General features: G+C 76.1%; 3 protein-coding genes (1 of these 3 only partly in view). All 3 read right to left on the reverse strand.

Annotated features, from left to right (window positions below; translation table 11 throughout):
* On the reverse strand, nt 1-3473 hold the beginning of the coding sequence (locus tag ACFU7Z_RS00390) for a type I polyketide synthase (protein ID WP_380775031.1). 14806 nt of this gene lie to the left of the window's left edge; only the first 3473 of its 18279 coding nucleotides appear in the window; its start codon is at nt 3471-3473; the stop codon falls past the left edge of the window.
* Nucleotides 3470-12877, reverse strand: coding sequence for a type I polyketide synthase (locus ACFU7Z_RS00395; protein WP_380775033.1), 9408 nt, complete (start codon nt 12875-12877; stop codon nt 3470-3472). The genes ACFU7Z_RS00390 and ACFU7Z_RS00395 overlap by 4 nt, the downstream gene beginning before the upstream one ends.
* An 82-nt stretch (nt 12878-12959) precedes the next feature.
* The coding region (locus tag ACFU7Z_RS00400) for a KR domain-containing protein (protein ID WP_380775035.1) at nt 12960-14358 on the reverse strand (1399 nt) is incomplete at its 5' end.

A 14358-nucleotide genomic window follows, 5' to 3' on the forward strand; every position in this document is an offset into this window, starting at 1 on the left:
CAGACACCGATCGACCCCGTACCGCCGGTCAGCAGGACAGTGCCGCGCGGCGACCAGTCAGCCGACTCGACGCGCCGGGCCTCGGCCCGCACCAGACGGCGCAGGAACACACCCGACGGCCGCACCGCGACCTGGTCCTCACTGCCGTCCGCGAACACACCGACCAGACGAGCGGCCGCATCGGCGTCCACCACCGGCGGCAGGTCGACCAGACCGCCCCACCAGTCCGCGTGCTCCAGGCCCACGGCCCGGCCCAGACCCCAGACCTGGGCCTGCACCGGACTGGTCGTCACCTCGTCGGCGCCGACCGCCACCGCACCACGGGTCAGCACCCAGAGGGGAGCCGTGACACCGGTCTCGACCAGCACCCGGACCAGGTCGACCGTCCCGGCCAGACCGCCCGGAACCGACGGGTGCTCCGCCAGCGGCGTCTCGTCCAGGGCCAGCAGCGACACCACACCGGCCACGCCCTCGGCCAGTGCCGCGTCGACGTCCTCCGGTCCCGCGACGGCGACGACGCTCGCACCGCGGGCCGTCAGCGCGTTCGCGACCGCCTCCCGGTCGGGGCCGTCGCCGACCAGCAGCCAGGTCCCCGACGGCGTGGCGGCCCGGTTCGCGTCGGCCGCCTGCCAGACGATCCGGTAGCGCCAGTCGTCCACCGAGGTGTCCGGGCCGGCGGCCTGGACGGAGGCCACGGCGCCGAGCCAGTAGCGCCGGCGCTGGAAGGCGTAGGTGGGCAGGTCCACGACCGTGCCGCCGCCCAGGAGCGCGGCCCAGTCGACGGGGAGGCCCCGCACGTAGGCCTCGGCGAGCGAGGCCAGAAGACGCCCGGCGCCGCCCTCCTCGCGCCGCAGGGTGCCGACCACGGCCGAGCACTCGACGTCCTCGACGACGTCGCCCACCGCGCTGGTCAGCACCGCGTGCGGGGAGACCTCCACGAACGCCCCGTGCCCGGACTCGGCGAGGATGCGGACCGCCCGCTCGAACTCGACGGTCTCGCGGAGCGAGGCGTACCAGTAGTCGGGGTCCAGCTCCGGACCGGACAGCCACGCGCCGGTCAGCGCGGAGACCATGGGGATCCGGGCCTCGGTCGGCGTGATGCCCTGGAGAACAGCGAGGATCTCCTCGCGCAGCTCGTCCACGTGGGCGCTGTGGGACGCGTAGTCCACCGGGATCATCCGGGCACGCGGCGAATCCCCACAGGCGTCCGCCAGTTCACGCAACGCGTCCGCATCACCGGAGACGACCGTCGCCGACGGGCCGTTCACGGCCGCGATGGACAACCTGGAACCGTACGGGGCGATCCGCGCGCGCACACCCGCCACCGGCTCCGCGATCGACAGCATCCCACCGCGACCAGCAAGGGCCTTCAGGGTCTTGCTCCGCAGAGCAACGACCTTGGCAGCGTCATCGAGGGAGAGAATCCCGGCCACAGCGGCGGCGGCGATCTCGCCCTGCGAGTGACCGACCACGGCGTCCGGAGCGACACCTGCCGCCTCCCACACCGCAGCCAGCGAGACCATCACCGCCCACAGCGCCGGCTGCACCACATCAGCGACCTCGAAGCCGTGACGCCCGGCCAGGACATCGTCCAACTGCCAGTCCACATAAGGCGCCAGAGCCTCAGCACACTCCGCCAGCCGGGCCGCGAACACCGGCGAGGCCTCCGCCAGCTCGCGCCCCATCCCGACCCACTGGCTGCCCTGACCGGGGAAGACGAACACCGTCCGCCCCACACCGGCGGCATCCACCGAGCCCGTGACCACGCCGGGCGCGGGCTGCCCCGCGGCGACGGCCGTCAGCCCCGCGGCGAGTCCGTCCCGGTCCGCGCCGAGCACGACGGCCCGGTGCTCCAGCGCCGACCGTGTCGTGGCCAGCGACCACGCGACATCGCCGACCGACAACTCCGGCCGCTCCGCCACGTGTTCACGCAGCCGACCCGCCTGACCGGCGAGCGCCGCGGCGCTCTGCCCCGACACCACCCACGCGGGAAGGCCCTCGCCGGACAGGACGCGCGGCGCGGCGCCCGCCACGACCTCCGGACGGCCCGAGCCCGCCGGCGCCTCCTCCAGGATCAGGTGCGCGTTGGTGCCGCTGACGCCGAACGCGGACACGCCCGCCCGGCGCGGCTGCTCGCCCGCCGGCCACGCCACCGCTTCGCTCAGCAGCCGGACGTTGCCCGAGGCCCAGTCCACGTGCGGCGACGGGTTCCCGGCGAAGAGGGTCTTCGGCAGCACGCCGTGCTGCAGCGCCAGCACCATCTTGATCACACCGGCGACGCCGCTCGCGCAGCCGGAGTGGCCGATGTTGGACTTCACCGAGCCCAGCCAGAGCGGCCGGTCGGCGGCGCGGTCCTCGGCCTGCCCGTAGGTGGCGAGCAGCGCCTGCGCCTCGATCGGGTCGCCCAGCGTGGTGCCCGTCCCGTGTGCCTCGACCACGTCCACGTCGGCCGCGGTCAGGCCGGCGTCGGCCAGCGCCGAGTGGATGACGCGGTACTGCGAGGGCCCGTTGGGGGCGGTGATGCCGTTGGAGGCGCCGTCCTGGTTGACGGCGCTGCCGCGGATCACGCCGAGCACCTGGTGGCCGTTGCGGCGGGCGTCGGAGAGGCGCTCCAGCGCGATGATGCCGGCGCCCTCGCCCCAGCCGATGCCGTCGGCCTCGGCGGCGAAGGACTTGCACCGGCCGTCGGCGGCCATGCCGCCCTGCTGGGAGAACTCGATGTACGCGTCGGGCATGACCAGCACCTCGACGCCGCCCGCCAGGGCGAGGGAGCACTCGCCCGAGCGCAGCGAGCGCACCGCGAGGTGGAGTGCCACGAGCGAGGAGGAGCAGGCGGTGTCGATCGTCACGGCGGGGCCGGTCAGGCCCAGCGTGTAGGAGATGCGTCCGGAGACGACGGCGGTCAGGCCGCCGGTCATCTTGTAGCCCTCGGCACCGCTGCCGTTGCCGCCCACGCCCGAGCCGTACGCGGTGCCGCTGGCGCCGACGAACACGCCGGTGTCGGAGCCCTTCAGGGACATCGGGTCGATGCCGGCCCGCTCGACCGCCTCCCAGGCGGTCTCCAGCAGGATCCGCTGCTGCGGGTCCATCGCCAGGGCCTCGCGCGGGCTGATCCCGAAGAACCCGGGGTCGAAGTCGGCCACGTCGTAGAGGAATCCGCCGACCCGGGCGTACTCCTCGCCGGCGCGCGCGTCCGGGTTGCCGTAGGCGCGCTCCCACTCCGCCCAGCCGCGGTCGGTGGGGAAGCCGCCCATGGCGTCCGTCCCGGCGGAGAGCAGGTCCCAGAACCGGTCGGGGCCGGTGATGCCCCCGGCGTAGCGGCAGCCGAGGCCGACGACGGCGATCGGCTCGCGCTCGCCGGCTTCCAGTTCCTTGACGCGCTCGCGGGTCCGATACAGGTCGGCGGCGAGCTTCTTCAGAGTGTCGAGCAGCTGCTTGTCGCCGCCCGCCGCCTGCGCACCACCGGTCATCACGAAAGCCCCAATTCCTTGTTGATGAAGTCCAGGACCTCGCCGGCGTCGGCGTCGTCCAGTCGCCCGGCCAGCGTCTGCTGCTCCTGCTCGTCCTGCCGTGGTTGCTCGGTGTCGCCCAGCCAGCGGGAGAGCACGTTCCTCAGCCGCAGGGTCACGTCGCGCCGGGCGCCGCTGCCGCCGGGCACCGCCGCGAGCGCGGCCTCCAGGCGGTCGAGCCCGTCGAGCACCGGGTCGGTGCCGGGGGCGGCCCGGGTGTCGTCGGCGGGCGCGGCTCGCAGGCCGAGTTCGCCGTGCAGGTACTCGGCGAGTTCGGCGGGGGTCGGGTGGTCGAAGACGAGGGTGGCGGGCAGCCGCCGCCCGGTGGTGTCGGTGATCCGGTTGCGCAGGTCGACGGCCATCACGGAGTCGAAGCCGAGGTGGCGGAACGGTCGGCCCTTGGGCAGTGCTCCGGCGGTGTGGCCGAGGACGGCGGCGGCCTGGTCGCAGACGATCTCCACGAGTCGGCGCAGCTGCTCCGCGTGGGGCAGGCCGGCGAGTCGGTCGGCCAGGCCGGTGCCGTCCGGTGCGCCGCTCCCGGTGCCGGGGCCGGAGTCCGCGGGTTCCGGTCGGGTCCCGGCGTCGGGCAGGTCGGCGAGGAGGCGGCTGGGACGGCGCAGGGTGAACGTCGGGCCGAACACCGACCAGTCGATGTCGGCGACGGTGACGGCGTCCTCTCCTCCGTCCAGGGCCTGGCCGAGGGCGCGGACGGCGAGTTCGGGCGCCATGGCCCGGACGCCGTAGCGGGTCAGCCGGGTGGTCACGCTGCCGCCGCCCATGCCGCCGCCGTCCCACAGGCCCCAGGAGATCGTGGTGGCGGGGCGGCCGGCGGCGCGGCGTTCGGCGGCGAGGCCGTCGAGGTAGCCGTTGGCGGCGGCGTAGCCGGCCTGGTCGCTGCCGCCCCAGACGGCGGCGCCGGAGGAGAACAGCACGAAGTCGTCGAGGCCGCGGTCGGCGGTCAGCTCGTCGAGCCAGCGGGCGCCGCCCGCCTTGGGGGCGCAGACCTCGGCCAGCCCGGCCGCGGTGGTCTCGCCGACGGTGCCGCCCTGGCCGACGCCCGCGGTGTGCAGCACCGTGGACAGGGCCGGGCCGCCGGTGGCGTCGATCCGGGCCAGCAGGGCGGCGACCTCGGCGCGCTCGGCGACGTCGCAGGCGACGACGTCGACGCCGGTGCCGCGGGCGGCGAGTTCGGCGGCGCGGGCGGCGACGCCCTCGGTGGCCGGGCCGCGACGGCCGGTCAGCACGACGCGCCGCGTGCCGCGGTCGGCGAGCCAGCGCGCGACGTGCTCGCCGATGGCGCCGGTCCCGCCGGTGACCAGGACGGTGCCGCGCGGGGTCCACGCGGCGCCGTTCGCCGGGGCCTGCGGCTGCGTGGCGCGCACCAGCCGTCGCCCGTACGCGCCGGACGGGCGCAGCGCCACCTGGTCCTCGCCGTCGCCGCCCGTGAGGACGGCGGCCAGGCGCCGCAGGGCGGGGCCGGTGTCCTCGGGACGCCGCGGCAGGTCGATCAGGCCGCCCCACAGGTCGGGGTGGGCGAGGGCGGCCGTCCGGCCGAGGGCCCAGATCTGGGCGTGGACGGACGGGCCGGCCGGCTCGCCGTCGGTGGCGGCGGCCGCGCCCCGGGTCAGCACCCACAGCGGGGCGGCGGGCGTGTCGTCCCCGTCCCCGCGCCGGTCGGCGACGGCCTGGGCCAGGGCCAGGGTGGCGGCCAGGCCGCGCGGGACGCCGGGGTGGGCGTCGAGCGGCGCGGCCGCCTCGTCGTCGAGGGCGAGGGCGGAGACGATGCCGGAGAGGTCGGCGACACCGGTGGGCAGCGCGGCGGCGAGCGCCTCGCGGTCGGTGGTGTCGATACCGTCCCCGGGCACCGTGAGGACGCGGGCGCCGGCGGCCGTCAGGGCGTCGGCGACGTCCGGCGCGGAGCCGACGAGCAGCCAGGTGCCGGTCAGCGCGGTGCCGTGCTCGGGCAGGGCCGACCAGGCGATGCGGTAGCGCCAGCCGGCGACGGCCGATTCGGCGCGTTCGCGGTGGCGCCAGCCGGTGAGCGCGCCGAGGGCCGGGTCGGCCGGGTCGACGCCGAGCAGGTCGGCGAGGGCATCGGCGTCACCGCGCTCGACGGCGTTCCAGAAGCCCGCCTCGGCGGGCGTGCCCGCGGTGACCGGTACGGTCGGGGCCTCGGTGGGCTCCGGCCAGAACCGGTCCCGCCGGAAGGCGTAGGTGGGGAGGTCCACGGTCGTGCCGCCGCCCAGGAGCGCGGTCCAGGCGACGGGCAGGCCCCGGACGTAGGCCTCGGCGAGCGAGGCCAGGAGACGCCCGGCGCCGCCGTCCTCGCGGCGCAGGGTGCCGACCACGGCCGGGGTCCGGTCCGCGAAGGCGTCGCTGATCGCCGGGGTGAGCACCGGGTGCGGGGACACCTCGACGTATGCCCCGTGGCCCGCGTCGGCGAGGATCCGCACGGCGCGGTCGAACTCGACGGTCTCGCGCAGGGACGCGTACCAGTACGCCGGGTCCAGCTCCGGGCCGGACAGCCACGCGCCGGTCAGCGCGGAGACCATGGGGATGCGGGCATCGGTCGGCGTGATGCCCTGGAGGACGGCGAGGATCTCCTCGCGCAGCTCGTCCACGTGCGCGCTGTGCGAGGCGTAGTCCACCGGGATCATCCGGGCGCGCGGGAACTCCCCGCAGGAGTCGGCGAGTTCGCGCAGCGCGTCGGCGTCACCGGAGACGACCGTCGCCGACGGACCGTTCACGGCCGCGACCGACAGCCGGGAACCGTACGGGGCGATCCGGGCGCGGACACCGTCCACCGGCTCCGCGATCGACAGCATCCCGCCACGACCCGCCAGCGCCTTAAGGGTCTTGCTCCGCAGAGCCACGACCTTGGCAGCGTCGTCCAGGGAGAGAATCCCGGCCACAGCGGCAGCGGCAATCTCGCCCTGCGAGTGACCGACCACGGCATCGGGAGCGACACCGGCCGCCTCCCACACCGCCGCCAGCGAGACCATCACGGCCCACAGCGCCGGCTGCACCACATCGGCGGCCTCGAAACCGTGAAGGCCCGCCAGGACGTCGTCCAACTGCCAGTCCACGTACGGCGCGAGAGCCTCGGCACACTCGGCCAGCCGCGCCGCGAACACCGGCGACGAAGCGGCCAGCTCACGCCCCATGCCGACCCACTGGCTGCCCTGGCCGGGGAAGACGAACACCGTCCGCCCGACCCCGTCCGGGGCGACCTCGCCGGCGACCACGCCGGGCGCGGGCTGTCCGGTGGCGACGGCCGAGAGCCCCGCCTCCAGTTCGTCCCGGTCCGCTCCCAGCACCACCGCGCGCTGCTCGAAGGCCGACCGCGTCGTGGCCAGCGACCACGCGACGTCGCCGACCGGCAGCTCCGGCCGCTCCGCGACGTGCTCGCGCAGCCGGCCCGCCTGACCGGCGAGCGTCTGCCCGTCACGGCCGGACAGCACCCACGCCGGGAGGGGTCGCGTCAGGACCGGCGCGAGGTCCTCGGCGGCGTCCTCGGGGACGGTCTCCGCCTCGACCGGCGCCTCTTCGATGATCACGTGCGCGTTGGTGCCGCTGATGCCGAACGCCGACACACCCGCCCGGCGCGGCCGCTCGCCCGCCGGCCACGCCACCTCGTCCTGGAGCAGCCGGACGTTGCCCGTCTCCCAGTCCACGTGCGAAGAAGGCTCGTCCGCATGCAGCGTCTTCGGCAGCACACCGGCCTGCAGCGCCAGCACCATCTTGATCACACCGGCCACACCGGCGGCCTGCTGGGCATGCCCGATGTTGGACTTCACCGAGCCCAGCCACAACGGCCGGTCCTCGAACCGCTCCTGGCCGTACGTGGCCAGCAGCGCGCCCGCCTCGATCGGGTCGCCCAGCTCCGTGCCCGTCCCGTGCGCCTCGACCACGTCCACGTCCGCAGCCGAGATCCGGGCGTTGGCCAGCGCGGCACGGATGACGCGCTGCTGCGAGGGGCCGTTGGGGGCGGTGAGGCCGTTGGAGGCGCCGTCCTGGTTGATGGCGCTGCCGCGCACCACGCCGAGCACCCGGTGCCCGTTGCGGCGGGCGTCGGAGAGGCGTTCGAGCACCACGATGCCGACGCCCTCGCCCATGCCCATGCCGTCGGCGCCCTCGCCGAAGGCCTGGCAGCGGCCGTTCGGCGACAGGGCCCGCAGCCGCGAGAAGCCGACGAACTCGCCCGGGTCGGCCATCACCGTCACGCCGCCCGCCAGGGCGACCGAGCACTCGCCCGACCGCAGCGACTGCACGGCCTGGTGCAGCGCGACCAGCGAGGAGGAGCAGGCGGTGTCCACCGTCATCGCCGGGCCCACCAGGCCCAGCGCGTAGGCGATCCGGCCGGACAGCACGCTCATCGCCGTGCCGGTCATGTGGTGTCCTTCGGACCCGGCGGTCTCCTCCACCACGCCGAGGTAGGTCGACCGGGCCGCGCCGACGAACACGCCGGTCGCGGAGCCGTGCAGCGACTTCGGGTCGATGCCCGCGCGCTCGACGGCCTCCCAGGAGGTCTCCAGCAGCAGCCGCTGCTGGGGGTCCATCGACAGGGCCTCGCGCGGGCTGATCCCGAAGAAGGCGGCGTCGAACTCGGCGGCCCCGGTCAGGAAGCCGCCCTCGGCGACGTAGGTCTTGCCCTCGGCGTCCGGGTCCGGGTCGAAGAGGCCCTCGGTGTTCCAGCCGCGGTCGGTCGGGAAGCCGCCGATCGCGTCCCCGTGCTCGGCCAGGAGGGCCCAGAGCTCCTCGGGGGTCCGGATCCCGCCGGGGTAGCGGCAGGCCATGCCGACGATCGCGACCGGTTCGGCGGGGGCCGCGACCACGGCGGGCACCGGCCCGGCGCCGGCCGCCGCCTCGGCCCCGAAGAGCCGGGAGAGGATCTCCTCGGCCAGGGCGGCCGGGTTGGGGTGGTCGAACACGACCGTGGCGGGCAGCCGGACGCCCGCGGCGCCGCCCAGCCGGTTGCGCAGTTCGACGGCGGTCAGCGAGTCGAAGCCGAGCTCCCGGAAGGCGCGCGTGGTCGGGACCTCGGCCGCGGAGCCGTGGCCGAGGACGGCGGCGGCGTGCGCGCGGACCAGCTCGACCACGGCGCGGCGGCGCTCGGCGGCGGTCAGGCCGGCGAGGGCGCGGAACAGTTCGCCGGTGGCCTCGGCCGGCCGGTCCGACCCGGCGGCGTCCGGGCCCCGGTCCTCCTGCTCCCGGGCCTCGGGGATGGCGTCCAGCAGCGGGCGCGGGCGCGCCGCGCGGAACACCGGCGCGAACTTCTCCCACGTCACGTCGGCGAGCGCGATGAAGGTCTCGTCGTCCGCGAGGGTCTGGTCCAGCGCCGTCAGCGCCCGTTCGGTCTCGAGGAAGTTCATCCCCTGCCGGCGGAGCCGTCGGGGCGTCACCCGGCCGGGGCTGTGGTCCATCAGGTCGTCGACCGCGTCCCAGTCCCGGGAGTCCCAGACGCCCCAGGCGATCGAGGTGCCCGGCAGGCCCCGGGCCCGGCGGTCCTCGGCCAGGCCGTCGAGGAAGGCGTTCCCCGCCGCGTACGGGCCGTGGTCGTTGCTCCCCCAGGTCGCCGAGATCGACGAGAACAGCACGAACTCGTCCACGTCCAGCGCGGCCGTCGCCTCGTCCAGGTAGGTGGCCCCGGCGGCCTTGGCGCTGAGCGCCGCCGCCAGGCCCTCCCTGGTGGTGTCCTCGACCCGGGCCAGGTAGCCGGTGTTGGCCGAGTGCAGGACCGTGGACAGGCCCGGTCCGGTGGCCTCGATCCAGGCGACGAGGTCGGTGACGTCCCGGCGGACGCCGGTGTCGCAGCTGACGATGTCGACGGCCGTCCCGGCGGTCGCCATCGCGGCCGCGAGTTCCACCGCCCCCTCCGCGGACGGGCCGGAACGGCTCGTCAGCACGACGCGCGGGGTGTCCCGCTCGGCGAGCCAGCGCGCGACGCAGGCCCCGATCGAGCCGGTGCCGCCGGTCAGCAGCACGGTGCCGCGCGCCCGCCAGGGGGCGCGGCCGGCCGGCCGTGGCTCGGCCCGCACCAGGCGGCGGGCGAGCGTGCCGGAGGGGCGCAGGGCGACCTGGTCCTCCGTGCGGTCCGCGAGGACCGCGACCAGCCGGGCGCCGGTCCGCGCGTCGAACTCCGGCGGGAGGTCGACCAACCCGCCCCAGCTGTCTGGGAGTTCCATGCCGATGACGCGGCCCATGCCCCACAGCTGGGTCTGCACGGGAGCGGTCGTCACCTCGTCCGGTCCGGTCTGCACCGCGCCCCGGGTCAGCAGCCACAGCGGGGCGTCGACGCCGGTCCGGCGCAGCGCCTGGACGAGGTCGACCGTCGCGGCGGTGCCGCGCGGGATCCACGGGTACGCCGGGTCGTGGCCCTCCTCCAGCGCCAGCAGGGACACCACGCCAGACACGGGGCCGGTGACGGCCTGGTCGAGGGTCTCGACGCCGGTCCGGACGACCTGCGCGCCGTGGTCGGCCAGGGTGCGGGCGCACCCGTCGGCCACGTCCCCCTCGCCGACGAGCAGCCAGGTGCCGGACAGGGCCGGTACGGCGGCCGGGTCCGCGTCCGCGGGCTGCCAGCGGATCCGGTAGCGCCAGTCGTCGACGCCCGCCGCGCCCGCCGGCCGGGCCGGGGCCGCTGGCCAGTACCGCTGGCGCTGGAAGGCGTAGGTCGGCAGCTCGACCGCCGTCCCGCCGCCGAGCACCGCCGCCCAGTCGACGGCCGCGCCGCCCGTGTACGCCTCGGCGAGCGAGGCCAGCAGGCGCTCGGCGCCGCCCTCGTCGCGGCGCAGGGTGCCCACCACGGTCGGGGAGCGGTCCTCCAGGCTGTCGGCGATCGCCGGGGTCAGCACCGGGTGCGGGGAGACCTCCAGGAACACGCCGTGTCCGGCCTCGCCGAGGGTCCGTACGGCACGGTCGAACTCGACCGTCTCGCGCAGGGAGGCGTACCAGTACGCCGGATCCAGCTCCGGGCCGGACAGCCACTCACCGGTCAGCGCGGAGATCATCGGGACCTGCACCTCGCGGGGGGCGATGCCCTGGAGCACGGCGAGGATCTCCTCGCGCAGCTCGTCCACGTGCGCGCTGTGCGAGGCGTAGTCCACCGGGATCATCCGGGCGCGCGGGGACTCCCCGCAGGAGTCGGCGAGTTCGCGCAGCGCGTCGGCGTCACCGGAAACCACCGTCGCCGACGGGCCGTTCACGGCGGCGACGGAAAGGCGGGTGCCGTACGACGCGATCCGGGTACGGACGCCCTCCACCGGCTCCGCGATCGACAGCATCCCGCCACGACCGGCCAGCACCTTCAGGGTCTTGCTCCGCAGAGCCACCACCTTGGCGGCGTCATCGAGGGACAGGATCCCCGCGACGGCCGCAGCGGCAATCTCACCCTGTGAGTGACCCACCACAGCGTCCGGTGCGACACCGGCCGCCTCCCACACAGCGGCGAGCGACACCATCACGGCCCACAGCGCGGGCTGCACGACATCGGCAGCCTCGAAGCCGTGAAGGCCCGCCAGCACATCGTCCAACTGCCAGTCCACATAAGGCGCCAGGGCCGCAGCACACTCGGCCAGCCGCGCCGCGAACACCGGCGACGAAGCGGCCAGCTCACGCCCCATCCCGACCCACTGGCTCCCCTGCCCCGGGAAGACGAAGACCGTCCGCCCGGCGCCGCCGGAGGCCACCGACCCGGTCACCACACCCGCCGCGGGCTGTCCCGTGGCCACCGCCGCGAGACCCGCCGCGAGCTCACTCCGCTCGCCGCCCAGCACCACCGCGCGCCGCTCGAAGGCCGACCGCGTCGTGGCCAGCGACCACGCGACGTCGCCCACCGGCAGCTCCGGCCGTGCCACCACGTGCTCGCGCAGCCGGCCCGCCTGACCGGCCAGCGCGGTCGCGTTGCGGCCCGACACCACCCAGGCCGACGCCGCCGTCGGCAGGACGGGCGCCGGGCGCTCCTCGTCCGGCGTCGGCTCCTCGTTCACCGCCGGCTCCCCGGCCGTCGGCGCGGGCGCCTCCTCCAGGATCACGTGGACGTTCGTCCCGCTCGCGCCGAACGCCGACACACCTGCTCGGCGCACCCGCTCGCCCGCCGGCCACTCCACCGGTTCCTGGAGCAGCCGGACGTTCCCCGAGGCCCAGTCGACGTGCGAGGTCGGCTCCCCGGCGTGCAGGGTCCTGGGCAGGGTGCCGTGCCGCAGGGCGAGCACCATCTTCATCACGCCGCCGACGCCGGCGGCCTGCTGGGCGTGGCCGATGTTGGACTTGAGCGAGCCGAGCCACAGCGGCCGGTCCTCGTCGCGGCCCTGTCCGTAGGTGGCCAGCAGGGCGCCGGCCTCGATCGGGTCGCCCAGCTCCGTGCCCGTCCCGTGCGCCTCGACCGCGTCGACCTCGGAGGCCGTCAGGCGGGCGTCGGCGAGGGCGGCCCGGATGACCCGGCGCTGTGCGGGCGCGCTGGGCGCCGTCAGGCCGTTCGACGCGCCGTCCTGGTTCATCGCGCTGCCGCGGATGACCGCCAGGACGCGGTGGCCGTTGCGGCGGGCGTCGGACAGGCGCTCCAGCAGGACGAGTCCGGCGCCCTCGCCCCAGCCGGTGCCGTCGGCGTCCTCCGAGAACGGCTTGCAGCGTCCGTCGGAGGCGAGGCCCTGCTGGCGGGCGAAGTCGGCGAACATCACCGGGGTGGACATCACCATCACGCCGCCGGCGAGGGCGAGCGAGCACTCGCCCGTGCGCAGCGAGCGGGCCGCCAGGTGGACGGCGGCCAGCGAGGAGGAGCAGGCCGTGTCGACGGTCACGGCGGGCCCGTTCAGGCCCAGGGTGTAGGAGACCCGGCCGGAGAGCACGCTGATCGCGCTGCCGGTGACCAGGTGGCCCTCGTCGTGGCCGTGTTCGCGCGCGTACCAGTCGTAGCCGGACGCGCTGGCGCCGACGAACACGCCGGTGTGCGAGCCGCGCAGGGCGCGCGGGTCGAGTCCGGCGTGCTCCAGGGCCTCCCAGGCGACCTCCATCACGAGGCGCTGCTGGGGGTCCATCGCGAGGGCCTCGCGCGGGCTGATGCCGAAGAAGCCGGGGTCGAACTCGGCCGCGTCGGGGAGGAAGCCGCCGCGGGTCTCGTAGCCGTGGGCGGCCGCCTCGCCCGGGTCCCAGCCGCGGTCGGCGGGGAAGTCGCCGACCGCGTCGGTGCCGGTGGCGACCAGGTTCCAGAGCTCGTCCGGCGTGCGCACGCCGCCCGGGTAGCGGCAGCCCATGCCGACGACGGCGATGGGCTCGCCGGTCACGGTCTCCAACTCGCGGACGCGCTCGCGGCTCTCGTGCAGCTCGGCCGTGACGCGCTTCAGGAAGTACCGGAGCTTGTCCTCGCTCACGCGTTCCACCTCGGGGTGCTCGGGCTGTGGGTACTCGGTCTGGGCAGCGCTCGGGCGGCCCGCGGGAGGGTCGGCGGTACGGTCATTCGATGCCGAACTCCTTGCCCAGGAGGTCGAAGACCTCGTCGTCGTCCGCGGCGGCGAGGCGCTCGGAGACGTCCTGGCCGGCGGCGGTGCCGGCGCCGTTGCCGCCGCCGGTGGCGGGGCCGCCGGCGCGGCGCTGGAGTCGTTGCCACTTGGCGCTCAGTGCGGCGAGCTGCGCCGCGACGGCCTCCTCGTCCCCGTCCGTCCCGTCGCCGTCCTCGCCGAGCCGGTCCAGCAGGCCCGACAACGAGGCGTCCAGCCGGTCGAGTTGGGTGCGTACGGAGTCCGGGCCGGCGCCGAGCTCGCGCAGCAGGTGCGCGGCGAGGGCGGCGGACGTCGGGTACTCGAAGACGACGGTGGAGGGCAGGGTGACGCCGGTGGCGGCGGCGAGCCGGTCGCGCAGTTCGATGGCGGTCAGGGAGTCGAAGCCGAGGTCCCGGAAGGCGCGTTCGGCGTCGATGTCGGCGGTGCTCCCGTGCGACAGCACCAGGGCCGCCTGGGCGCGCACCAGGTCCGTCACCGCGGCCGGCCGGCGGGCGGCGGGCAGGGCGAGGACGGTGCGGGCGAACTCGGGTGCCGTGCCGCCGTCGGCCGGGCCGGCCGGTTCGGCCGCCGGGGCGGCCGCTTCCGGCAGGTCGGCGAGGAGCGGGCTCGGGCGGTGCAGGGTGAAGGCGGGCGCGAAGGTCCGCCAGTCCACGTCGGCGATGGTGACGAGCGCGTCGCGTCCGTCCATGGCCTGGCCGAGCGCCCGGACGGCGGTGCCCGGGTCCAGGACGCCCAGGCCGTGCCGGACGGAGGACCGGGCGCCGGCGCCGCCGTCGGCCCAGGGGCCCCAGGCGACCGAGGTGGCGACCTGTCCGCGGGCGCGGCGCTGCTCGGCGAGGGCGTCGACGAAGGCGCTGCCCGTGGCGTAGCCGGGCACCAGGGCGCTGCCCCAGGTCGCGGCGACGGAGGAGAACAGGACGAAGTCGTCCAGGTCGAGGTCGGCGGTCAGTTCGTCGAGCCAGCGGGCGCCGGCCGACCGGGCGCCGGCGACGTCGGCGAGTTCCCGTGCCGTGGTGTCGGCGACGGCGGTGGCCTGTCCGGCGCCGACGGCGTGCACGACGCCGCGCAGGGCGGGGCCGCCGTCGGCGGTGATCTGCCGTAGCAGGCCGCCGAGTTCGGCGCGCCGGGTGGTGTCGCAGGCGGCGATGGACAGGGCGGCGCCGGAGGCGGCGACGTCGGCGGCGAGCCGGGCGACGTCGCCGGTCAGCGGTTCGCCGGCGGCGAGGACGACGCGTTCGGCGCCGCGCCCGGCGAGCCAGCGGCCGACCTCGGCGCGCAGCGACACGGAGCCGCCGGCCGCCGGGTTGTCCACGGTGATCGCGCCGTCGGCGACGGCCGCGTCCAGCCAGGTC

The organism is Kitasatospora sp. NPDC057518, from assembly GCF_042802075.1.
GTDB lineage: Bacteria > Actinomycetota > Actinomycetes > Streptomycetales > Streptomycetaceae > Kitasatospora.